Below are 23,942 nucleotides of genomic sequence, written 5' to 3' on the forward strand. Positions count from 1 at the left end.
TAGCTCTTTTTTCTATTGAATAATATTTTATTGAAATAATTTCTATTCTTTCCAATCTACCACTGCACGGATGAACGCCTCCGCGTTTTCTACAGGGATATTAGGTAAGATACCGTGTCCTAGATTCACAATGTAGCGGTCTTTACCAAATCGGCGTATCATATTATCTACCATTTTTCTGATGGTTTCTGGAGTCGAATGCAAACGAGCAGGGTCAAAGTTACCTTGCAGTGTCATCGTATGATTGGTGTAAGTTCTTGCCAATTCAGGAGTGATGGTCCAGTCTACTCCCAAAGCAGAGGCTTTAGAAAGTGTCATTTCCTCCAATGCAAACCAGCACCCTTTACCAAATACTACCACGTGGGTTAAAGGGCTAAGAGCTTCTATAATCTGCTGAATGTACTGCCACGAAAATTCCTGATAATCTTCTGGAGACAGCATACCACCCCAAGAATCAAATATCTGAACGGCAGACACGCCCTTCTCTACCTTTCTTTTAAGATAAGCAATGGTAGTATCTGTAATTTTTTGTAACAGCAAATGTGCCGCTTCGGGGTGTTGGAAACAGAAAGACTTAGCCACATCAAAGGCTTTACTGCCTTTACCTTCTATACAGTAGCAAAGTATCGTCCAAGGGCTTCCTGCAAAGCCTATAAGCGGAATCTCATTATCTAGTTTTTGTAGTGTAAGTTCTATGGAATCAAACACATAGCCCAGACGCTCATTAACATCAGGTATCTCTATGGCTTCCACTTGTTCCTTAGTTCTTATAGGCGTTTCTAGCCAAGGTCCCACACCTTCTTTCATTTGGAAATCTAAGCCCATCGCTTGAGGCACTACTAAAATATCCGAGAACAAAATAGCGGCATCTAGCGGAAATCTCTTAATAGGCATTAAAGTAATGTCCGATGCTAATTCTGGTGTTTGGCATCTAGTGAAGAAATCATACTTATCTCTCAAGGCACGAAATTCAGGTAAAAATCTTCCTGCTTGTCGCATCATCCATACAGGAGGTCTTTCTACCGACTCTCCACGCAAAGCTTTTAGATATAAATCGTTCTTTATCATCATATTTTTATTCATTTTTAAAGTTGGTTAGACTACCGATTTTACTAGACTAAGCAAATCGTTGAGGTTTTGCTTGGTGCTAATTATAGGTTTCTGTGAGGTGTATTTTGCCACTTCCAAAGCGGTGGTATTTCCTATACAAAAGACCATTTCATCGGTTATAGAATTATTTTTTACAAAGCTACGAACTCCACTTGGACTAAAAAAAACTAAAGCATCATATTTTTTGTTAAGAGTAGGGTATAGAAGTTCGGTTTCGTAAACTATTTTCTTTATATAATTCGCATTGTGATTAGTGAGGCTTTTTTCTAAAGTATCCAATGCAAGGTTGCCACAAAAGTGAACAAAATCAGAATTATCCCATTGCTGTTGAAGTATAAACGAGGCTAATTCTTCGGCATTCTTAGCCGTATGTAGAGTTTTGATGCCTTTTTCTGCAAGTTTGCTTTCAGTTCTGCCACCTACACAAATCACAGATGAATGAGGTGCATCAAAACCGTTTTTAAAAAAGCCTTCCACCCCATTTGCACTAGTGAATATAAATGTTTTATTACGCAGACTAATCTTTTCGGTATTGATGAATTTAATTCTAATAAAATCTTTGGTATCAACCTCTAGTCCTTCGTTTAACAGGAGTTGGCGTTTTTCAGGATTGATTTTCTTAGTCAAGAGAATAGAACTAGCCATTAAAAAAGAGTTTTAAAGTTCTTTTTTAATTTGGTCCATTATGGCTTTACCTCCATTGGCGAGGAGTTTATCGGCGAGTTCATTACCGAAGTTTCCTCCTTGTTTCCACGCAAAAGTTTCGTTAAGTTCAAGGCATTCTTTTCCGTTCAATGAGCATAATCTCCCTTGGAATTTAATTTCTTCCTCATTAAACTCTGCAAAAGCTCCGATTGGTGCTGTACAACCGCCTTCTAATCTGTTTAGAAATTGGCGTTCTATTTCCACGCATACTTGGGTCTGATGGTGGTTGATGGTTTTCACAATTTCGTTGATTTCGGTATTATCAGTGTGTCCTGCTACGGTAACCACCCCTTGCGAGGGAGCCGAAATCATAAAAGGTAAATGTTCGTACGGAATATCTAATGCCATTCTTTTAAGACCAGCTAAAGAAAACAGCGTTGCATCTGCGATGCCGTCTTCTAGTTTTTGCAGTCGGGTTTGTACATTACCTCTAATATCCGAAAATTCAGTATTTGGGAATTGTTTTAACCAAAAGGCTCTTCTACGAAGGCTGCTAGTCGCTATTTTGAGTTCTTCCAGCGGTTTGTCTTTAGCGTTGCTACTTCTTACTAATACATCTTGCGGATAGTCTCTTTCCAAGTAGGCTATCAGCTCTATATTCTGAGGTAGCTGTGTAGGGACATCTTTAAGAGAATGTACTGCTATATCTATTTGTTTATTGAGTAGGGCAATATCTAAATCTTTAGTGAAAACACCAGTAATGCCCAAAGAATAAAGCGGTTGAGTTAAGTTTTTATCACCAGATGAAACTATAGGTACAATTTCGGTAGCATAATTTTTTTGTTCTAAAGCTGTTGCTACTTCTTTAGCTTGCCATAAAGCTAAAGGTGAATTTCGGGTGCCTATTTTAATGGTGTTTTTCATTAAACTCATCTATTGGTTGTTGTACAAAAATATCGTTCATTAGCTTAGAGATTTCCTCTGCTTTCATTGGATTATCTATGATGAACTTTGCAAATCTGTTGGTGATTTTTTGGATAATTTTATTGCTTAGCTCCATATCCTCTATACCTATGTACTTGTGTTTACGATAGAAATGGTGCATCTCGTTTTCTTCTATTTTCTTTAAAGAAGATTTGAAATGAAGGATATTAGGAGTGTATTTTCTTTTCTTTTCCCACTCTAAAAACTCTTTTCCCATTTCCTTGATAATCCTTTCTGCTTTAGGGATTTCTTTTCTTCTGATTTCTATGGTTTCCTGTATTTTTTCAGAAAGTTTATCCACATCTATCAGCTCCACCAAAGGAAGCTCCTCTACGGTTTTATCTACATTATGAGGGATAGCAAGGTCTATGACTAACATTTCTTTACCTTCTGGTAAATCCTCTTTGTTAATAATAGGCTTAGACGCTCCAGTAGCTACAATTAGAATGTCTGTATTAGAAATTTCCTCTTTAATATTAGAAAAATCGGTGTACGGAATTTCAAATTTATCAGCTACTATTTTGGCATTTTGTAGGGTTCGGTTAGCTATTTTAACCTTTGGACGGTAGAGGTGCTTCATAAGATTTTCTACCGTATTTTGTCCAATTTCGCCTATTCCTAAAAGCAAGATGTTTTTATCTTGAAGTTGCGTTTTATGGTTAAGGATATAGTGTACCGCAGCATAAGAAACCGAAGCCGCACCATTGCTAATTCCTGTTTGATTTTTAATCTTTTTTGAAATTTGAATGGCATAGTTAATGGCTCTCTCCATATAGGAGTTGGTAGTTCTTTTGTAAGTTTTAAATCTAGAATAAGCCTTTTTGATCTGGGAAATAATTTCAAAATCGCCTAATATTTGGCTTTCTAAACCTGCCGCTACGCGAAAAAGATGATTGAGGGCATCTTCTCCTTTTTTGACCTCACAGTATTTTATAAATTCTACTAAATCTACGCCTACAATATCACAAAAAAGCTGTGCTACAAACATATAGTTATGGGTAGTGGTGTAGATTTCTGTTCTGTTACATGTAGAAACCACAAAAGCATCACCCATATTTTTCTCATGAATTTTATTGACAAAATCTTGTATGTGTTCATCAAAAAAAGCAAACCTACCACGAGTCTCTGTATCAGCCTTTTCAAAGCTAATACTAAGTACAGTGAAGTGTGCAGTCTTATATGGGCTATTGTGGGAGTGCATAAGTTTATAAGACTGCAAATTTACAGTTTTTTTCTGGTTTAGTAAAAACTTTAATTCAGGGTAAAGTAACTAAATTTTCTTTACTGATTATTTAGTGTAGGTTTTACCTAAAGTTTATTTTTAAACTCATCTAACCTTTTTTCTGAAGCTATTTGGTTTTTCGCTATTTTTTCTTTGACATAGACTTTAAATTCGTTTTCGTTTTTCTCTAGTAAGAAATCATAAGGGCCAACTCCCGAGATAAGTTTCACTAAAACAGGGGAAATTTCTAGACAGATAAACAATCCCATAATAAACATCGCTGCAACAGCAATGATGGGAGAGTTTTCTCCTAGTTCATCTAGTGCTTGAAGTCTTGCTGCAAAACCATTAAATCTGTTTTCTGAATCTTCGGTTTGAAGACGTTCCTTTTCTACATTAGAATAAACTTTTGATATTTCTTTATCCAAATATTCTAAGCGAGGGGCAACTTGTTTTTGGTAATTTTCTAAATCTAATCGGCGTTGTTCTTTGAGTTCCGATTTTCTTTTAGCGTTGGGACCAAAGCCTTCTTTTCCGCTGGTAAGGGCAGAAGATTTCCCAAGCACCTCCTTCTCTAACTCCACAGATGCCGAATCGTAAGCTTTTTGGTAGGTTAATATTTTTTCTTGAATTTGTTTTTTCTCGGTTTCAAAAGGCGAACTTTGAGCTAAAATTCTGCTTTGCATTTCTTGTTGAAGCTCTTTCTTATTCCTTTGGATAATGGTGTTGAGCTGTTTATTGATTTCTTTTTCAAATATCTTTAATTCCAAAGGTTTAGAGATGATGATACCTAAAAAAGTTGCTAATATCAATCTTGGAATTGCCATTAGAATTTGTTGCCACCAAGAACTTGTCTTTTTTATAGAAGATACAATGTATCGGTCAAGATTGAATATCATTAAGCCCCAAATTAAAGCAAATATGAGGGAAATGTAGAAGTTGTCAAAAATGGTATAGATAGCATATCCAGCCGATAATGTGGCAAAAACTGCTGTAAAAAAGACGATGCCTCCTATTCCAGAAAATTTATTCCATTCGCTAGGCGTTTTTTTCAAAATATGAATGTTAGCACCACTACAAATAAGTAGAAAATATTGCAACCCATTTATTTTATGATTTGTAGATAGTGGCTTCTGAAGTTTTGTTTTCATTTTTTATTGATAAACTTTTGCAATAAGTATTCAAAATCTGTGCTATGTTACAATTATGTTTGAAATAAAGTGATAGTAAAAAAAGAAAAACCTCAGAAGCATATGCTGTTGAGGTTTTCTGTAAAAAATATTTGATTTTTAATGTTTATGGTATCGTAACGCCTTTTTTATCATATAATTTTAAAAACATTTTGGAAATACGCATAAGAACTGCCTGTATGTCTCTACTTTGGAGATAAACGCTGGTTTGGAGAATACCTTGTTTAGTGCTAGGCTTGATTTTGCTAATGATGCCTATCTGTCCCTCTAGTTTTTCGTTAATATGAGCTCTTACAGCATTTCTCAGCTTTTTAATTTCATCTAGACTTTCGCTTTCAGGCTGTTCTAAAGAGACTAAGATATGATTGAAAAACTGATTCATTTTTGTTTCTAGAATATCAAGTTCTTTCATAAACTCAACATCAGTAAGTTGATGTAGATTTTTAACATAAAAAAGACACTCGTTGCTTAGTGATTTGGTAGATTGTGTAAGGTCTTGGATAAAATCACTACTAAGGAGCAGTACTTCGGAAGTATCACGGTCTCCAGAGGTAAGCCCTTTGATGTATTTTATACTTTTAGATTTTAATTTATTGCCATGTTCCTCTAAATCTAAGACTGTTTTGTGAGCTTTTTCTAGCTTTGCCATATCACCTTGTCTTAGTCCGTTAATGGCATCATCGTAACTTTGAGCAATTTCGGAAATTACGGAACTTACTAGAGAACGGTATTTTTCTACTAAATTAAGGTCTTCTTGGTCAAGTATGCTGAATTTATCTTCTGCTGTTTTATTTTTTTTTTCTTTTTTGCTGAATGAAATCTGAGAAGCTATAATAAAGGTAAATACCAAAGCTACTAATATATATGTACCTATTTCTCCACCTTTATAAAGAATAAAAGCAAATAAGGCAGATACTGTGAATGCAATAAATGCGGTGATAAACCAACCACCAATTACAGACAACACACCAGCAACTCTATACACCGCAGATTCTCTTCCCCAAGCTTTATCTGCCAAAGAGGAACCCATAGCCACCATAAAAGATACATAGGTAGTGGATAGGGGTAGTTTCATAGAAGTTGCCCATGCAATAAGTATAGAAGCAACTATAAGGTTGGTTGCAGCTCTTACCAAATCAAAGGCAGGAGATTCTTGCACAACAGTGGCTTCTTCTATTTTACTTTTTTCAAAGCTTTTGTTGTAGCGTTTTGCAATAGAAGTAGGGATAATAACACTGAAAATATTACCCAAAACTAGAGAAGAATTAACGATGCTTCGTGAAATGGCATTGGGTTTAAACCGTTCATCGCCTTCGTCTTGTCTGCCTAAATTAACTTCCGTTTCTGTAACCTTCTTAGCTTTGGCACTTAGCCATATAGTAAGCCCCATCACTATCCCTGCTATAATGAGCATATAATTAGGTACAATAACATCGTTACTAGCTAGATAATCTTGGTAAAGTTCGTTGGCAGGGATTCCTGTTTCTTTCCAATGATTAAACGCTAAAAAACCTGTGATAGGAACGCCTATAAAGTTTACTAAATCATTTCCAGCGAAAGCCATAGCAAGAGAAAAAGTTCCAGCTAAAACTACTATTTTGAGAGGGTTTATTTTATATTGTTTTTGTAGTATGAATAAGATAGTGGTAGCTACTAAAAATATAGTTCCCAATATAGTCCAAGTATGATTATTTATGAAATCTCTAGATTCTGAACTGATGATAGTAGTACCTTTAAGCCCTTTTATGAGAAGAAAATAGACAATGGAAGTAATCCCAGCTCCCGAATACAAAGCTCCATATTTTTCTAATTTACTTTCATATTGAAAAGTAAACAATAGCCTGCAAAGATACTGTATAACTACTCCAGCCGTGAAAGCTATTAGTATGGATAGAAATATACCTGAAACAATATTAGAGGTGCTTTCAAAGTTGATGTATTTTCCTATCTCACTTATTTTATCATCTTTTGCCATGGAAAATAAAATACCACTAATTAAGGCTGCTCCCAATAGTTCAAACACAATGGAAACTGTGGTAGAGGTAGGAAGTCCTAGGCTATTAAATATATCTAGAAGTATAATGTCAGTTAGCATAACTGCTAGAAAGATGATAAGGATAATATCAAAAGTAAAGTGTTGAGGATAAAATATACCTTTCCGAGCAATTTCCATGATACCGCTAGAGAACACGGAGCCTAAAATTACACCAATGATAGCTGTAATGATAATAGTTTTATAAGGAGCGGCTTTAGAACCAATAGCTGAGTTAAGAAAATTAACAGCATCATTACTTACACCTACAATTAAATCTGCAATGGCTAGTACAAAAAGTAGAATAATAACAAAAATAAAATACTCCATTTTCTTTTGCTTTTATGGGCAATTCTAAGAATTTTTTTGGAATTAATATTTAATGTTAATTAAATTTAATATAACAAAAAACGCTTCCTAAAACGGAAGCGTAATCTGTCACATCTATCTAAGTAAATGTGTATGTTTGTCTGTAAACTTGGTCAAAGATTATTAGTGGTGGCTAGTATGTGTTTCTACAACATCACCTAGAGGTCTTTTGTAAATTACCTCAACACCTTCTTGCTCGTAAAGCTTTTTATATCTCACTTCTTCAGGGTCAAAAGGCTTAGTTTTTCCGAAATATTCCAATAGACCTTCTGTAAGCCATAGAGGCACAATGTAAGTTGCGAACATCATGATACACCAAAACCCCGCCATCATCATGGTGAAGAAATAAATAGTCCAAAGGAACTGATAAAACGGCCAAAATGCTGATAACATCATTGTCTTAAATATTTTAGGCAAAATTAACATAAATTTCTCTTTCCACAAAAGAAATCTATGCTAATTTTTAATTTATACTCATTTTAATTTAGTGTGCAATGCTTGAGAAAAAATCGTTACCCTTGTCATCAGTGATGATAAATGCAGGGAAGTTTTCTATTTCTATTTTTCTCACAGCTTCCATACCTAACTCAGGGAAATCTACCACTTCCACAGATTTAACATTCTCTTTGGCAAGTATTGCTGCAGGACCACCAATAGAGCCTAGATAGAAACCACCGTATTTAGCACAAGCATCTGTTACCTCTTTACTTCTGTTACCTTTAGCCAGCATAATCATACTTCCGCCATGTTTTTGGAATTCATCTACATAAGGGTCCATTCTTCCTGCGGTTGTTGGTCCGAAACTTCCTGATGGCATTCCCTCTGGAGTTTTAGCTGGTCCAGCGTAGTAGATAGGGTGATTTTTAAAGTACTCTGGCATTGGCTGACCTGAATCTAAAAGCTCTTTTATTTTAGCATGTGCAATGTCTCTAGCAACAATAAGAGTTCCTTTAAGTTTTAATCTTGTTTTGATAGGATATTTAGAAAGCTCAGCTAGGATTTCATTCATTGGGCGGTTAAGGTCAATTTCTACAGGAGCTTCTAGATGAGGTGGCGTTTCTGGTAAGAATTTTTTTGGATTTTCTTCTAATTGTTCCAAAAAGATACCATCTTTAGTGATTTTTCCTTTTATGTTTCGGTCTGCAGAACAAGATACCCCCATGCCTACAGGGCAACTTGCTGCGTGGCGAGGTAAACGGATCACTCTTACATCATGCGTAAGGTATTTTCCACCAAATTGTGCCCCAATAGCACTTTTCTGACAAATTTCTTGTACTTTCTTTTCCCATTCTAAATCTCTAAAGGCTTGTCCACCCATATTACCTTCCGTTGGGAGATTGTCATAATAACCTGCACTAGCTTTCTTTACAGCAGCCAAGTTAGCTTCCGCTGAAGTTCCCCCAATAACAAGAGCTAAATGGTACGGCGGACAGGCAGCTGTTCCTAAATCCATTATTTTTTCCTTAACGAAAGCTTCTAAATTTTTCTCATTAAGTAGTGATTTGGTTTTTTGATAAAGGAAAGTCTTGTTGGCAGAGCCGCCTCCTTTTGCTAAGAATAAGAAATGATATTCGCTGCCCTTGTTTGCATAAATATCTATTTGTGCAGGAAGGTTAGAGCCAGAATTCTTTTCCTCAAACATTGTTAGAGGTACAATCTGAGAATATCTTAAATTTTTAGATTGATAGGTGTTGTAAATCCCTTTACTTATCCATTCAGCGTCATTTACGCCAGTATAAACATTTTCCCCCTTTTTTGCAACACATATTGCTGTACCTGTATCTTGGCAAGACGGTAATGCACCTTCCACGGCAACGGCAGCATTTTGAAGGAGATTGTACGCTACAAAGCGATCGTTATCGGTAGCTTCTGGGTCGTCAATAATGTTTTTTAATTTTTGTAGATGGGTAGGGCGTAGCATAAAAGAAACATCTGCTAAAGCATTTTCTGCTAAAAGTTCTAGTCCTTTAGGGTCTACGGTTAAAATTTCTCTATCGCCTAATTTCTCCACTTTTACATACTCGGAAGTAAGTTTTTTATAAGGTGCGTCGTCTTTTAGGATAGGGAAAGGTTCTTGGTAATGAAATTCCATTATTATATTTTTTAGCTGTTATACAATTTTCCGTAAAAATAATAATAGCAATGGTTTTAATGAAAGAATAAGGGGATGATTTCCTACATTTTTACTGAGAGAGGTGTAAATTTATATCAGTTCTAAATAATTATTTCCTTAAACTTTTGGAATTTCTAAAACTTGCCAGTAGAAAATAAGCCACAAAAACAATAGAAAACCTAAGTACGGAAGGGATTGCAATCATAGGATTAAAGAATAGAAATCCTATCCCCAAAAGTAACCCAATACCAATAAACGAAATCCCTAGTTTTTTGGGCAAGCTATAATCTGGGCGGTCTAGAAAGAATGCCATGCCCCATGCTAATCCGAATGCAAAGCCATAATATAATGCTACGGCAGGCTCTTGTCCGTTAATAAACTTGTTGCTTAGAAAACTGATGGTAGTAATTACAATAGCGTATAAAATTGCTTTTTTCATTATACTAAATCATTAAAACTTAATAAAATCTCTCCTTTTTAAAAGAAAGGAGAGATGTAATTGGGCTTTGATTAAAGATTATTTTTCGGCTACTAGTTGAGCAATGTTTAGTATCACTTTAGTGGCTTTCTCCATGCTTTCTAAAGGAACATACTCGTAAGGTCCGTGGAAGTTGAGTCCTCCCGCAAAAATATTAGGACATGGTAATCCCATATAAGACAGCTGAGCACCGTCTGTGCCACCTCTTATCGCTTTTATTTTTGGCTCTATATTAGCTATTTTCATTGCTTCTTCCGCAAAATCTATGATATGCATTTTTCCTTCAAACTGTTGCTTCATGTTGCGGTATTGCTCTTTAATTTCTATTTCTGCCACACCTTCTCCATATTGAGCATTAAATTCTTTAATCTTTTCTAGCATAAATGCCTTTCTAGCTTCAAATTTTTCCGCATCGTGGTCTCTAATGATGTATTGTAGCTTAGCTTCAGAAACATCAGCATTTACTTCTAGTAAGTGATAAAAACCTTCAAAACCTCTAGTGGTAGAAGGCGTTTCGTTAGAAGGAAGACGGTTTATGAAATCTGCAGCTAAAAGTCCTGCATTTACCATTTTACCATAAGAATATCCTGGGTGAACACTTAGACCGTGTATTTTAACAACAGCACCAGCAGCATTAAAGTTTTCATATTCTAGTTCGCCTACTTCACCGCCATCCATTGTATATGCCCATTCTGCACCAAATTTTTCTACATTGAATTTGTGGGCTCCTCGTCCAATCTCTTCATCAGGGTTAAAGCCTACGGATATTCTACCGTGCTTAATTTCAGGGTGAGCTATAAGGTACTCGGCTGCCGTTACGATTTCTGCGATACCAGCCTTGTCGTCCGCAGAAAGTAGGGTAGTACCGTCTGTAGTGATGAGGGTTTGACCAATATAATCTTTAAGGCTCTCAAATTTAGAAGAAGAAAGGGTAAAGCCTGTTTCTTGGTTTAGTACTAAATCTCCGCCGTCGTAGTTTTTCCATATTTGAGGATTAACGCCTTTACCATTAAAGTCTGGTGTGGAATCATAGTGTGCAATAAATCCTATTTGAGGGACTTCTTTATTGTCTAAATTAGAAGGGATAAAGCCAAATACATAGCCGTGTTCATCAATGGAAACATCTTCTAACCCTAGTTCTTTAAGTTCGTTGAAGAGTAGATTTGCCATATCCCACTGTTGAGGTGTAGATGGTGTAGTTTCACTTTCAGGGTCGCTAGTAGAGTATATTTTAACATAGGTTAAAAATCTTGCGAGTAGTTTATCTTTCCATTCTTGGGTAAAATCTATGTTTATCATTGTGTATATATTTTTTACAAATTTAGTTTTTTAAAATAATGTGGCGTGTTTTAATATTGATATAACCTCAATTTAATTACTCTCTATCCATTTTTGCGAGTTTTCTTTCTACCCATATTGTTGCGAACGGAAAGAATGCCGCCAATAGAGCAAATACGAAATCCTCATCGTCCCATTTAAAAATTCTCCTTGCAGGAAGACATAACAACAAGTATAAAGTAAAAAATAAACCGTGTATATTACCTGCAATAATGATGAATATCGTAGGAAGAAGACCTTCGGTATCGTAGCGCTTCCAAATCATAGCGATGCCGTAGAGTAAGAAGCAAGAAATGGCTTCTGCAACGCAGATTTGTTTAAACCATTTTATGAGTTTATCTTCAGGGTATTTGCTGAAAAATTTATCAATTATATTCATAATTCTGTGTGAGCTTTAAAGTTTATTTATAAAAATGGCTTCCGTCTAAATACTCAAATACTTCAATGGGGAGCATAGGTCGGGTATTTTTTCCATTCTTAATCATATTTCTAATTTCCGTAGAAGAAAGCTCTATAATAGGAGCATTGATTTGGTGAATGTTAGGGTGATTTTTGTAAGGATATTCTTCCTCAGTGTGTTCAAAAATTCTAGGGTAAACTATAATTTGGTGCTGCTCTACCAACTTATCGGTGTTTTTCCATTTGTGTAGAGACGCTAGGTTGTCTTCACCCATGATAAGACTGAAACTATGGTCAGGATATTTCTCATGAAGATAGGTTAGGGTATCTATGGTATAGCTAGGTTGTGGGAGCGAAAACTCTATATTAGAGGCTCTCATTTTAGGGTAGTTTTTAATGGCTAGCTCTACCATTTCCAAGCGGTTGTGGTCTGCTAGTAAAGATTTTTTTTCCTTAAACGGATTTTGAGGGCTTACTACAAACCAAAGCTCGTCCATATCGGAGTGTTCCAAAATGTAGTTAGCTAAGATAAGATGCCCAATATGTATGGGGTTAAATGAACCGAAAAATAGGCTTACTTTCTTCATGGGTTGATATTAAGAGAATTTAACGCCTTTGATGTTGAGGTAATAAGTTACATTTCCTTTCCAGTGGTTTTCTTCTACGGTAAAGGCTAAATCAAAGGTTTTATTACGGAACTCTTCAGCAAAATGACCTAGTTTAAATCCTACGCATTCTATATTTCGCTTGTTGTTAGGGTTTTGAATGTAAAACTTAATGTGGCTGTTATCCTTACCCATTTGTTTTACATGCCCACTGATATTAAGGTTTTTAAGGACTAAAATAGGCTTCATATTATGAGGACCAAACGGAGCTAGTTTTCTGTGGAAGTTATAGAAATCCTTATTTAAGTCGTCTATATCTACCACGGTATCAATAGTGATGCTAGGCTCTTTTTGATGTTCTTTGATATTCTTTGCAACCGTTTTTTCAAACTTTTCTTTAAAGAGTTCAAATTTTTCTTTTTCCATAGAAAGCCCAGCAGCAGCAGGGTGTCCTCCGAATTTTAGAAATAAATCCGAACACTCTTCCAAAGCGGCATGAACATCAAAATCTGATATCGACCTTGCCGAAGCTACAATCTCCCCATTATTACCATCGGTAAATACAACGGTAGGTTTATAATAAGTTTCGGTAAGCCTAGAAGCTACAATTCCTATAACACCTTTATTCCAATCGGAGCCATAAACTACGGTAGTGGCGTTTTGAGTTTGTTGGGTGTCTATTACTTGCTGGAGTGCAGCGGTGGTAGAACTCATATCCATTTCTCTCCTGTGGTCGTTGAGGTTTAGTATGTTTTCTACAATCTGTGTGGCGTGCTTTAAGTTATCTGAAACCATGAGTTCCACAGCCGCTTTACCGTGTGAAATTCTTCCCGCGGCATTTATTTTTGGAGCAATTTCAAAGACGATATTAGAAATATCAAAAGTCGCTAGTTTTTCTTTTGGGATTAAAAGCCTTATACCTAAATTTCTGGTTTTTCTCAAGGTTTTAAGTCCTAACTTTGCGAGTACACGGTTTTCGCCCGTCATAGAGACAATATCCGCTGCGATAGAAATGGCTAATAAGTCCGTAAGCTCATACAGCTCTTCATCAGGTATTTTATAAATATTGTTGAGCCCTTGGCATAGTTTAAACCCTACACCACAACCCGAAAGTTCCTTGAAAGGATAACGGCAATCGGTTCTTTTAGGGTCTAGCACCGCCACTGCTTTAGGAATACTTTCTCCTGGTAAGTGGTGGTCGCATATAATAAAGTCTATTCCTAACTCTTTAGCGTAGTCTATTTTATCAATAGCTTTTATGCCACAATCTAAAGCAATAATTAGCGAAAAGCCGTTTTCTTTGGCGAAATCTATCCCTTCTTTGGAAATACCATAGCCTTCTGTATTTCGGTCAGGAATGTAGAAATCTAGATATTTCTTCTCTACAATTTTACTAAGGTATAGGTACATTAGCGCTACGGCAGTGGTGCCATCTACATCATAATCTCCGTAGACTAATATTTTTTCTCCGTTTTCTATAGCGGTAGCAATGCGTTCTACGGCGTTTTGCATATCTGCCATTAAGAATGGGTTGTGTATATCTTCAAGGTTGGGTTTAAAGAATTCTCTTGCTTTCTGATAATTATCTATCTCGCGGAGGACGAGTATTTTAGACTCTAATGTGCCATAGCCTATAGATGAAATAAGGGCATCTACTACTTCCTCGCTAGGTTCTGGTTTGTAAATCCATTTTTGATTCATAGACCACAAAAGTAACGAAAAAAGGATAAATATAAAATTAGGATGATGGCAGTCTTGCTAATAAAACTTTCTAAAAGTTTGTGTATTATAGGAAAACTTCCTAAGTTTGCTTCACATTTATGCTACACCGTATCAATTACATACAAGAAAATGCAAAAAACCTACACAAAAATTTGGTAGTTCCAAATAATTGTGTAAACACACACACACACACACACACAAGTAGTTTCGTGGGTATGTGTCCGATTATTTAGAAAATTACTTAGACTTTTATCGTTAAAACAAAATATTATTCCACTAACTTTTGTTGGGGGCTTTTGGCGTTTATCTTATTCTAATTTTAGCTTTCATCAATATTTACTAAAAGCACCATTGTTTTGTCTTAAAACATGGTCGTTCTTGTTGGGTGCTTTTAGTGTTCAGAAAGGGAGTTTTTGCTTTCTTTCTGCTTCAGCCTTTCCTCTCGTTTTGTGTGTGTTTAGAGGGGGAAGGCGTTTTTTAAGGTTAGAGGTTAGATATGAGAGATTAGAACTTAGTATAGCCTCATCAGCCCTTAAGACTAATCTCCAACCTCTAATAGCCACCAACCATTTAACAACTAACATCTAATATCTAACATCTAAAAACTAAATCTTTATGCCAATTAAGTACAAAGTCATTCAGAAAGGGCAACCAGGAGTTGCCGGTGGAGGTGAGAAAAAATACTACGCTTCTGCCAATGTAGTCAGCGAAAAAACTTTAGCAGGACTTACCCGAGACATTGAGAAAATCTCAACGGTAAGCGGAGCGGACATCAGAGCGGTGCTTTACGCTTTGGTAGATGTAATGCAGTCTTCTCTAGCCGAAGGACAAATTATCCGCTTAGGAGAACTCGGTAGTATGAGAGTGAGCATCAGTAGCGAAGGTAAGGCTAAGGAAGAGGAAGTAACCTCAGCAGCTATTAAAAATGCCAAGGTGGTCTTTACCCCAGGTTCTGACCTGAAAAAGATGCTGGCAACGCTAAGCTACGAAAAGCTCTAGCAGAGGGAGGTAAAACCGCACGCGTGAAAAAAAAATCCGCAGGCGTGCGGTTGGGTAATCACAGGCGTGCAAATTTAAACGAGACGCCTGCGGTTTTAAGCCCAAAGGAAATCAAGTAAAAAACGGTTATAAGAAAAATAAATCATTAACAATTTTTAAAATTAAATATTATGAAAACAACAGCTACAAAATTAAGTGTACTCGCCTTTTTAGGTTTAGGCTTGGTGGCTTATGGGCAAAGTGGTAAGGTAGGTATTAACACTGGTAAACCTGCAGCTACATTAGAGGTACAACCTACCTCCACTAACTTAGCTGGAACAACCAATGAAGGGATTTTAGCTCCTAAGTTGAGTAAAACTCGTGTGGCGAGTATTGAAACACCTATAGAAGGAACTTTAGTCTATGTAATAGATGATGCTACTAAGACGAATGGAGCTATAAGTAATTATACAGGCAATGATACTAAAGTGGCCAAAATCACAGAAAAAGGTTATTACTATTATAATGGTACAGAATGGGTGAAGAGTGCAACAGGAAACAGTAATAATATTTGGGTAAATGATATAGCAAATAATGCTGTAAAAATTAAAAATTTATCGGACGGAACAACTCTAAGACCTGACGATAAAAACTTACTTATAACAGATGATGGTTCTTTAGTTTCTAGAGATATTCACTCTACAGGTTGGCAATCGTATGAATTCCCAAGTATAGAACAAATGTTTTACACTAATTCAACAGGTTCTGTTAGATTTAACTTTAATAGAATCTGGAAAAACGATGCATTTAAAACAGTATCAAGGGATAATAACCCTCTTTACACAGGTGCAATGATTTTCAGAAGTAAAACGGGTATATTTGAATTAGAGGGAACAAACACCACAACCAATACTGATGAAAAATCACTTTTAGAAAAAAGCTTCATATTAGACTTTAAAAATAATAGTTTAAAAATAGGTAAATTGGGCTATGCTAATACCCCAATAGTAGATAAAGGGTTTTTAACCGTAACAGATAGAGGAGATATGGGAATATATAAAGTTGGCAGTGAGTTTTCTCCTAATGAAAAAGTTAGCTCCATTGATTTAGGTGCAAGAATAGGAGATTTATATCAAACTACAGTATCAATAAAAGCTTTAAATGGAAATGTAACACCGTATGTATCATCAGGTTCGGTTAGCAATTTATCTAGTCAATTAGCGTTTTATACTTTGCCAATATCACAGAACCTAGTGCAAGATGCAGCCACTCCTCTAGAAAGAATGAGAATTACTGATAAAGGTAATGTTGGTATTGGTACACAATCTCCAACCGAAAAACTAGAGGTAGATGGGAATGTAAAAGCCACAGGTTTTATAGGTGCTAATGCCGCTATCTTCCCAGACTATGTATTCCAAAAGTATTACACAGGTAACTCTAGCATCAAAGCAGATTATAACTTTAAAACCCTAAGCCAAGTAGAAGATTTTGTAAAGACTAATGGGCATTTGCCAGGGTACAAGTCCGCCGCGGAAATTAAAAAGCAAGGTTATATAGACCTTATGGCAACTCAGCTTACCAATGTAGAGAAAATAGAAGAGCTTTACTTACACCTATTAGAAAAGGACAAAGAAGTAAAAGCACTCAAAGCAGAGATTACAGAGCTTAAATCTTTAGTAAAAGACCTATTGGCTAAATAAGTTTTAACTCTAGAAGTATTTATTTTAATCAAAAAATCACTTGAGGAATGTATCTTCAAGTGATTTTCATTTTATATAAAAGAGATATTAAATAGTTTGCCTAGTAATTTTCGTAAATCCATTTAAGGATATTTTGGTCGTCTTCAGAGAAGGTTACATTTCGTCTTTGCATTACTTTCTCGGCAACTTCATAGGCTTTTTTTAGATTAAATTTTTCATCTCCTCTTTGTCCGCCCCAGCTAAAGTTTTCTACTAAGTTAGGTGGGAATCCACTTTTAAAAATATTAGCCGCCACGCCCACAATAGTCCCAGTGTTAAGCTGGGTATTGATAGCCGTTTTTGAGTGGTCGCCCATAATCAGTCCACAGAATTGCAGTCCGCTATCTTCAAATTTCTTAGACTGGTAGTTCCACAGCTTTACAGTAGCGTAGTTGTTTTTTAAGTTAGAGGAATTGGTATCCGCTCCAAAATTACACCATTCTCCCACCACAGAGTTGCCTAGGAAACCATCGTGCCCTTTATTAGAGTACCCAAAGAAAATAATGTTGTTTACCTCGCCACCTATTTTACAATAAGGACCAACAGTAGTAGCACCGTAGATTTTAGCACCGAGATTGAAAATAGCATTATTACATAAAGCAATAGAACCTCTTAGATTACAGCCTTCCATTACTTCTGCATTCTTTCCGATGTATATTTTTCCTTTTTGGCAGTTGATGGTTGCGTATTCTATACTAGCACCTTCTTCTATAAAGAGGTTCTCGGGGTTACCTAAAAAGCCGTTGGTTTCAGAAAGAGGTTGAGAGGTTCTTTCTTTGGTGATGAGTTCAAAATCAAAATCTATCGCTTTATCGTTGAATGCGAACAAATCAGACGGTCTTTTAAAAAAGGTAAGAGGTTCTGTAATATCCGTCATTTTCTCTATTTGTTGTAGAGAAAAATCTTTCATATTTACTCTTGCTGCTATTAGTTCATCTTCGTAAACGAGAGCCTCACCAAGTTTAAGGTCTTTAATTTGGTTCAGTACATTTTCTGTAGGAATAAAGTTAGGAACTAAAAAAAGACTCTCTTCAGCCTGTGGCTTTGGGAATTTATTTTGTAAATAGTCTTCTGTAATATAAGCGGTGTGCTGAATGTCAAGTAGCTTTTGCCATCTTTCAGAAAAAGTAAGTATGCCGCATCTCATTTCAGCGATGGGTCTAGTAAAAGTAAGTGGGAGGAAATTTCCCCAATATTGAGCGTCAGAAAATACAATTTGCATAGGATTAAAATTTTAATGATGGGCTAATTTAACTAAAAAACCTTCCTAAATCAAATCTAGGAAGGTTTTAAAATATGTTTTGACAAAAAATTAGTTTTTAGCGAATTTTTTGTATTTGTTCATAAACTTATCTACTCTACCAGCAGTATCTACTAATTTTACTTTACCAGTGTAGAACGGGTGAGAAGTAGAAGAAATTTCCATTTTGATTAGTGGATATTCTTGACCTTCGTACTCGATAGTGTCTTTAGTTTCTGCAGTAGATTTGCAAAGAAACATTTCATCGTTACTCATATCTTTGAAAACAACTAATCTATAGTTTTCAGGGTGGATTCCTTTTTTCATTGTGATGATTTTTTAACTTTTTTAATTTAATTTTAATAACTAAGCGGTGTAATGGCGTCGCTTTTTTACTATAAATTTTAGACTGCAAAAATAGAGTTTTTTTTTAATTCTGCAAAAACTTTTTTAGAATAAAAATTTCTATCTTTGAAAGGTTTAAATATAAAACGAAATGAAATCAATCCTAGGAGGTATTGTTCTGTTAATGAGTTTGTTTTTAGTTTCTTGTAGGCAAGATATTGCTTTTGAAGAACCTTCTTTACCGTTGAGATTTTCTAAAGACACTTTGGTTTTAGATACCGTTTACCATAACACTCGTTCAGAAACCTATGCTATAAAGGTCTATAACGATGAGGATAAAGACATTAAAATACCTAGAATCCATTTAGAGAAGGGCAGTGCTTCTCCATATCGTATCAATGTAGATGGCAAGGCAGGGACTGATTTTACAGATGTGGTGCTTCGTAGAAAAGACAGCCTTTATATCTTCGTAGAAATAGCCCCAGTGGCAACTACCACGGAAATGGTGGTAGAAGACCAAATTTTGTTTGGTAAGAATGATAATCAAAAGGTAACACTACTTTCCGTAGTGCAAGATGCAGAGTTTTTTGTTTCAACTAAAGATAATCCTAAAATAATTACAGAAAACACAACTTGGAACTCTACTAAGGCTAAAATTATTTACGGAACTTTACAACTTGCAGAAGGCAAAACGCTCACGATAGAAGAAGGGACTAAAGTCTATTTTTATAAAAACTCGGGATTAAAGATTGCTAAAAATTCCGAGCTGAACATCAATGGTGCTTTCCAAAAGGAAGTTATTATGAGAGGGCATAGGAACGAGGCGAGATACGATACCATTCCTGCAAATTGGGACGGTATAGTACTAGAGCAAGGAGCAAGAGCTAATGTGAACTATGCTAAAATATTCGGTGGAAATACAGGAATTGAAGCCAATCATGCCGAAATGAATTTAAAAAATACCATTATCCATACTTTCCAAGATTATGGGATTAAAGGGATTAACGCTACGGTAAATGCAGAAAACTTAGTGATTAACAACTGCGGCTCGGCTAATATAGGTATCTTTAAAGGCGGAACTTACGATTTGCTACACGCAACATTGGCTAATTATTTCTCATTAAAATCCGTTTATACACCTTTGGGCATAGAGGCTTACAACGAATGGACGGACGCAAATGGTCAAAAAGTATATGCACCACTAAATCTTCAACTCAAAAATACTATTGTTTACGGAAAGTCAAATAATGCCATCGTTTTAAAGCCTAGTATAGGGCAAGTTTTTGATTATTCTTTCCAGAATTCATTGGTTAAATATGGCTCGGATTCTGGTTATACTTGGGACGGTAATGCATCGGTGGTTAATTCTATTAAAAACGAAGACCCTCTTTTCGTGAGTTATTTTACCTCAAAAATGAATTTAAGACTGCAAGATAAATCACCTGCAAAAGGCAGTGCCAATCTCACTTCGGCTCAGAAAGCACCAAAAGATATTACACAAGTGTCAAGAACCAACAACCCAAGTATAGGGGCATATCAATAATTAATTTTCAAAATGGCTGAAATTAAACAATTACAAAATCAAGTAGATGAATGGATAAAGACAGTGGGCGTTCGTTATTTTAATGAATTAACGAATATGGCTATCTTATCCGAAGAGGTGGGCGAAGTGGCGAGGATTATCGCAAGACGATACGGAGAACAAAGCGAAAAAGAAACAGATAAAACTAAAGATTTGGGCGAAGAGTTGGCAGATGTACTTTTTGTAACGCTTTGTTTGGCTAACCAGACAGGAGTAGATTTACAGTCGGCATTTGACAAAAAGATGAAACTAAAAACCGAACGAGATGCCGAAAGACACGCCAATAATGAAAAGCTGAAAAAATAGCATGGAGCACCTTTATTTAAAACAATCGGAGCTTTTGGGCAACCAAACCATTAGTATATCAGGTTCTAAAAGCGAATCTAACCGACTTTTGATATTACAAAGATTATTAGGAGATTTACAGATTAACAACCTTTCTAATGCCCAAGATACACAACTTTTACAAAAGGCTTTATATTCTAATGATGAGGTGATAGACATTCATCACGCGGGAACGGCAATGCGTTTTTTAACCTCTTACTTTGCTATTCAAGAAGGGAGAACTACGATACTGACGGGTTCGGACAGGATGAAACAACGCCCTATTGCTCCACTTGTGGAGGCTTTAAAGAGTTTGGGGGCAGAAATCACTTATCTTGAACAGGAAGGCTGTCCGCCATTAAAGATTGTAGGGAAGAAACTATATAAGAATGAAGTTTCTATTTCGGCAGAGGTTTCGTCTCAGTTTATCAGTTCGTTGTTATTGGTAGCTGGTTTTCTAGAAAAAGGATTGAAAATAGCTTTAGTTGGGCACATCACTTCTCGTCCTTATTTAGAAATGACTTTAAAAATGCTTTCCGATTTAGGCATTGAAACTGAATTTAAAGGTCAAACTATTGAGGTTAAACCATTAAAAAAAGAACTTGCAATAGACAACAAAGAATATACAGTAGAAAGCGACTGGAGTTCGGCGTCTTATTTTTATTCACTGGTGGCTATTGGGAAGAAGCAGGTGGCTTTAGAAAGTTTTAAGGAAGCCTCTATGCAGGGCGATAAGGCTTTAGTAGATATTTATAGGGACTTTTTTGGAGTAGAAACACAGTTTCAAAATGGAGGGCGTTTAGTTTTAACACCTATAAAAGATTTTAAACAACCCGAAAAAATCAATTTGAATATGAATGATTGCCCTGATATTGCTCAAACCGTTTGTGTAACTGCGGTGGCATTGGGGACTCCTTTTGAAATTAAAGGTTTAGCCACGCTTAAAGTGAAGGAAACGGATAGGCTGGTCGCTCTCAAAAACGAACTGTTAAAGATAGGCTTAGAAACGGAAATTACTGAAGACTCCATCAAAAGTGTGAGGTTTTTCCAAGTGGAAGAAATACCTTGTATTAAAACCTATCACGACCACCGTATGGCGATGAGTTTTGCACCGTATACTTTGGTAGGAGATATAAAGATAGAAGACCCAAGTGTGGTAGAAAAATCGTATCCTTATTTTTGGGAAGATTTTAAAATATTATCAAGAGAAAAGTAAAAATATGGCGAAGCATAAAGTTATGGTAATTACAGGGACTTCTACTGGGATAGGGTTCTGTTTGGCAGAATATTTTGGCAAGAAAGGCTATGCCGTTTATGGGTTGAGTAGAAAAACAGTGGAGAGCTCTTATTTTACTTCCATCGCAACAGATATTACCGAAAATGAACAAGTTAAATCAGCTATAAATCACATCTTATCAAAAGAAAAAGCGATAGATATTCTCATCAACAATGCGGGTATGGGTATGGTAGGAGCGGTAGAAGATGCGTCCAAAGAAGATATACATAAACTCTTTAATCTTAATTTGGTGGGGGCGGTTCAGATGATGACTGCAGTAATGCCAAGTATGAGGGAGCAAAAGGGAGGGGCTATCATCAATATTTCTAGTATAGGGAGCGAGATGGGGTTGCCTTTTAGAGGATTTTATTCTGCCTCAAAATCTGCCTTGGATAAAGTAACGGAAGCGATGAGATACGAAGTTTCCGAATGGAGTGTCAAAGTGTGTTCTTTGCATTTAGGCGACATCAAGACTAATATTGCTAATCACAGAGTACAATCTCAAGTATCAGAGCCATATAAAAATAGTTTTAATAAAGTTTATCAAGTAATGAACGCCCATGTGGACGACGGTACAGAGCCTATAAAGGTAGCTGAATATATAGAACTTCTTTTAACTAAAAAACAATGGAAAGCCCACTATTATTTTGGTAAGTTAGGGCAGAAGATAGGCGTACCTCTAAAATGGCTATTGCCACAAAACTTCTACGAAAAACTGATGAGAAAGTATAATCAAATGGATTAAATAAAAAAAGAGGCAATTTATGATGCCTCTTTTTTATTTTTCTAAGAATAAGGTGCTATTTCCACCTCTAAGCCATCTATCTCTTCCGTTATATGGATTTGGCAGCCTAGACGCGAGTTTTCCTTAACATCAAAAGCTTCTGAAAGCATTGCTTCTTCCTCATCGCCTTTTTCAGGTAGAGGCACATCATTAAGAACATAAACTTGACAAGACGCACACATTGCCATTCCGCCACACACGCCTACAGTACCTTCCTCTGCCAATTCGTAAGCTCTTATTACTTCCATAAGGTTCATAGACATGTCCGTGGGAGCTACTATGTCGTGCTGTACGCCCTCTCTATCAGTAATTTTTAGTTGAATATCAGCCATAATTTTTAGTCTATTTTTTTAACAACGGCTTTCTCTGCCTCTTTTCTACTGCCATCAAATCCATCAACACCGCTCACAGTAGTGTATTTTAGTACATATTTCTTACCAGGATTAAGCCTGTTGTAAACGCTTTGGCACATTAAAGTTGCCTCATGGAAGCCACATAAAATCAGTTTCAGTTTACCAGGATAAGTATTGATGTCTCCAATAGCATAAATCCCCTCTCTATTGGTTTGATAATCCAAAGCATTGTTTACTTTTATAGAGTTTTTCTCTATTTCTAGTCCCCAATCAGCAATAGGACCAAGCTTTGGTGTAAGTCCAAAAAGAGGGATAAAATAATCGGTTTCTATTTCTGTTTTCTCGCCTTCTCGTTCTATTACAATACTTTCTAAAGTGTTAGCACCTTTAAGTTCTACCACTTCCGCAGGTGTAACAAGGTTAATCTTACCTTTGTTTTTTAGCTCTTGTACTTTTTCTACAGAATCTAAGGCTCCTCTAAATTCATTTCGTCTGTGTACCAAAGTAACCTCTTTAGCTACATTAGACAAAAAGATACTCCAATCCAAAGCAGAATCTCCGCCCCCTGCAATTACAATTTTTTTATCTCTAAAAACTTCTGGATCTTTTACAAAATACTCCACACCATTTTCCTCATATTTCTCTAAGTTTTCTAGAAGAGGTTTTCTCGGTTCAAAAGTCCCTAGTCCTCCTGCTATTGCTACTGCTTTAGCACGGTGTACGGTTCCTTTATTGGTAATTACTTCAAACCATTCATCATCTATCTTTTCTAGACTTACGGCGGTTTCTGCTAGAGTAAACCCTGGTTGAAATTGTTTAATTTGTTCCATTAAGTTATCTACTAACTCTCCTGCATTTACAGATGGATAACCTGGAATATCAAAAATAGGCTTCTTAGGATAAAGTTCGGCTAATTGTCCACCAGGTTGTGGCAGAGCATCTATGATGTGGCATTTAAGTTTTAACAATCCTGCTTCAAAAACGGCAAAAAGCCCTGTAGGTCCTGCTCCTATAATGAGTAAATCTGTAGTAATCATAATATGTAAAAAACTTTGGAATTAAATTATATATCTTTGCAAAAGTACTAATTTTGTTGAAACTACATCGTAACTTT

Annotated in this window: 23 protein-coding genes; 6 read left to right on the forward strand and 17 right to left on the reverse strand. The window is 36.1% G+C overall.

Annotated elements, in window-relative coordinates:
* Nucleotides 1-42: 42 nt before the first annotated feature.
* The 13 genes from hemE to recJ form a co-directional block, all read right to left on the reverse strand.
* Entirely contained in the window at nucleotides 43-1,068 is a 1,026-nt protein-coding gene (gene hemE, locus D1J36_RS05665) for a uroporphyrinogen decarboxylase (protein WP_154137671.1), read from the reverse strand.
* Nucleotides 1,069-1,095: 27 nt separating this feature from the next.
* On the reverse strand, nucleotides 1,096-1,755 hold the full coding sequence (locus D1J36_RS05670) for a uroporphyrinogen-III synthase (RefSeq protein WP_154137552.1): 660 nt from the start codon (nucleotides 1,753-1,755) through the stop codon (nucleotides 1,096-1,098).
* 12 nt (nucleotides 1,756-1,767) lie between these two features.
* Nucleotides 1,768-2,688 carry a hydroxymethylbilane synthase gene (hemC, locus tag D1J36_RS05675; protein WP_154137553.1) on the reverse strand — a complete coding sequence of 307 codons (921 nt, stop codon included), beginning with the start codon at nucleotides 2,686-2,688 and terminating at the stop codon, nucleotides 1,768-1,770.
* Nucleotides 2,663-3,940, reverse strand: coding sequence for a glutamyl-tRNA reductase (hemA, locus tag D1J36_RS05680; RefSeq protein ID WP_154137672.1), 1,278 nt, complete (start codon nucleotides 3,938-3,940; stop codon nucleotides 2,663-2,665). The genes hemC and hemA overlap by 26 nt, the downstream gene beginning before the upstream one ends.
* Before the next feature lie 107 nt (nucleotides 3,941-4,047).
* A complete protein-coding gene (locus D1J36_RS05685) occupies nucleotides 4,048-5,112 on the reverse strand; it encodes a DUF4407 domain-containing protein (protein ID WP_154137554.1) in 1,065 nt (354 codons plus the stop codon).
* A gap of 145 nt (nucleotides 5,113-5,257) precedes the next feature.
* Nucleotides 5,258-7,513 (reverse strand): inorganic phosphate transporter, encoded by a 2,256-nt coding sequence (locus tag D1J36_RS05690; RefSeq protein ID WP_154137555.1) that lies wholly within the window; start codon nucleotides 7,511-7,513, stop codon nucleotides 5,258-5,260.
* Nucleotides 7,514-7,675: 162 nt separating this feature from the next.
* Nucleotides 7,676-7,948 (reverse strand): hypothetical protein, encoded by a 273-nt coding sequence (locus D1J36_RS05695; protein WP_153935816.1) that lies wholly within the window; start codon nucleotides 7,946-7,948, stop codon nucleotides 7,676-7,678.
* An 88-nt stretch (nucleotides 7,949-8,036) separates the two neighbouring features.
* On the reverse strand, nucleotides 8,037-9,644 hold the full coding sequence (locus D1J36_RS05700; protein ID WP_154137556.1) for a fumarate hydratase: 1,608 nt from the start codon (nucleotides 9,642-9,644) through the stop codon (nucleotides 8,037-8,039).
* Nucleotides 9,645-9,774: 130 nt separating this feature from the next.
* Nucleotides 9,775-10,104 (reverse strand): hypothetical protein, encoded by a 330-nt coding sequence (locus D1J36_RS05705; RefSeq protein ID WP_154137557.1) that lies wholly within the window; start codon nucleotides 10,102-10,104, stop codon nucleotides 9,775-9,777.
* A gap of 78 nt (nucleotides 10,105-10,182) precedes the next feature.
* A complete protein-coding gene (gene pepT, locus D1J36_RS05710; protein WP_154137558.1) occupies nucleotides 10,183-11,442 on the reverse strand; it encodes a peptidase T in 1,260 nt (419 codons plus the stop codon).
* A gap of 76 nt (nucleotides 11,443-11,518) precedes the next feature.
* A complete protein-coding gene (locus tag D1J36_RS05715) occupies nucleotides 11,519-11,860 on the reverse strand; it encodes a DUF3817 domain-containing protein (RefSeq protein WP_014937961.1) in 342 nt (113 codons plus the stop codon).
* A 22-nt stretch (nucleotides 11,861-11,882) separates the two neighbouring features.
* Entirely contained in the window at nucleotides 11,883-12,467 is a 585-nt protein-coding gene (gene nadD, locus D1J36_RS05720; protein ID WP_154137559.1) for a nicotinate (nicotinamide) nucleotide adenylyltransferase, read from the reverse strand.
* A gap of 9 nt (nucleotides 12,468-12,476) precedes the next feature.
* Entirely contained in the window at nucleotides 12,477-14,186 is a 1,710-nt protein-coding gene (recJ, locus tag D1J36_RS05725; protein ID WP_154137560.1) for a single-stranded-DNA-specific exonuclease RecJ, read from the reverse strand.
* 636 nt (nucleotides 14,187-14,822) lie between these two features.
* Here recJ and D1J36_RS05730 point away from each other — a divergent pair.
* Nucleotides 14,823-15,206: an HU family DNA-binding protein gene (locus D1J36_RS05730; protein WP_154137561.1), complete on the forward strand. Its 384-nt coding sequence runs from the start codon at nucleotides 14,823-14,825 to the stop codon at nucleotides 15,204-15,206.
* A gap of 170 nt (nucleotides 15,207-15,376) precedes the next feature.
* The gene (locus tag D1J36_RS05735) at nucleotides 15,377-16,885 is read left to right on the forward strand and encodes a hypothetical protein (RefSeq protein WP_154137562.1); all 1,509 of its coding nucleotides are present in this window, start codon (nucleotides 15,377-15,379) and stop codon (nucleotides 16,883-16,885) included.
* A gap of 100 nt (nucleotides 16,886-16,985) precedes the next feature.
* Here the strand turns inward: D1J36_RS05735 and D1J36_RS05740 are convergent, their stop codons facing one another.
* Nucleotides 16,986-18,146 carry a GlmU family protein gene (locus tag D1J36_RS05740; protein WP_154137563.1) on the reverse strand — a complete coding sequence of 387 codons (1,161 nt, stop codon included), beginning with the start codon at nucleotides 18,144-18,146 and terminating at the stop codon, nucleotides 16,986-16,988.
* 90 nt (nucleotides 18,147-18,236) lie between these two features.
* Nucleotides 18,237-18,491, reverse strand: coding sequence for a type B 50S ribosomal protein L31 (locus D1J36_RS05745; RefSeq protein ID WP_004918253.1), 255 nt, complete (start codon nucleotides 18,489-18,491; stop codon nucleotides 18,237-18,239).
* Between the two features lie 169 nt (nucleotides 18,492-18,660).
* On the opposite strand from D1J36_RS05745, the gene D1J36_RS05750 reads away from it, so the two are divergent.
* From D1J36_RS05750 to D1J36_RS05765, 4 genes are read left to right on the forward strand one after another with little or no spacing between them, the layout of a single operon-like run.
* Nucleotides 18,661-20,052 carry a hypothetical protein gene (locus D1J36_RS05750; RefSeq protein ID WP_154137564.1) on the forward strand — a complete coding sequence of 464 codons (1,392 nt, stop codon included), beginning with the start codon at nucleotides 18,661-18,663 and terminating at the stop codon, nucleotides 20,050-20,052.
* A gap of 12 nt (nucleotides 20,053-20,064) precedes the next feature.
* A complete protein-coding gene (locus D1J36_RS05755) occupies nucleotides 20,065-20,397 on the forward strand; it encodes a nucleotide pyrophosphohydrolase (RefSeq protein ID WP_154137565.1) in 333 nt (110 codons plus the stop codon).
* 1 nt (nucleotide 20,398) lies between these two features.
* Nucleotides 20,399-21,631, forward strand: coding sequence for a 3-phosphoshikimate 1-carboxyvinyltransferase (locus D1J36_RS05760; protein ID WP_154137566.1), 1,233 nt, complete (start codon nucleotides 20,399-20,401; stop codon nucleotides 21,629-21,631).
* Nucleotides 21,632-21,635: 4 nt separating this feature from the next.
* Nucleotides 21,636-22,436 (forward strand): SDR family oxidoreductase, encoded by an 801-nt coding sequence (locus D1J36_RS05765; RefSeq protein WP_154137567.1) that lies wholly within the window; start codon nucleotides 21,636-21,638, stop codon nucleotides 22,434-22,436.
* A gap of 41 nt (nucleotides 22,437-22,477) precedes the next feature.
* Here the strand turns inward: D1J36_RS05765 and D1J36_RS05770 are convergent, their stop codons facing one another.
* Nucleotides 22,478-22,807: a 2Fe-2S iron-sulfur cluster-binding protein gene (locus tag D1J36_RS05770; protein ID WP_079206937.1), complete on the reverse strand. Its 330-nt coding sequence runs from the start codon at nucleotides 22,805-22,807 to the stop codon at nucleotides 22,478-22,480.
* A 5-nt stretch (nucleotides 22,808-22,812) separates the two neighbouring features.
* On the reverse strand, nucleotides 22,813-23,865 hold the full coding sequence (locus D1J36_RS05775) for an NAD(P)/FAD-dependent oxidoreductase (protein ID WP_154137568.1): 1,053 nt from the start codon (nucleotides 23,863-23,865) through the stop codon (nucleotides 22,813-22,815).
* Nucleotides 23,866-23,942 lie beyond the last annotated feature (77 nt).

This window comes from Riemerella anatipestifer (genome assembly GCF_009670965.2).
Taxonomy (GTDB): domain Bacteria; phylum Bacteroidota; class Bacteroidia; order Flavobacteriales; family Weeksellaceae; genus Riemerella; species Riemerella anatipestifer_B.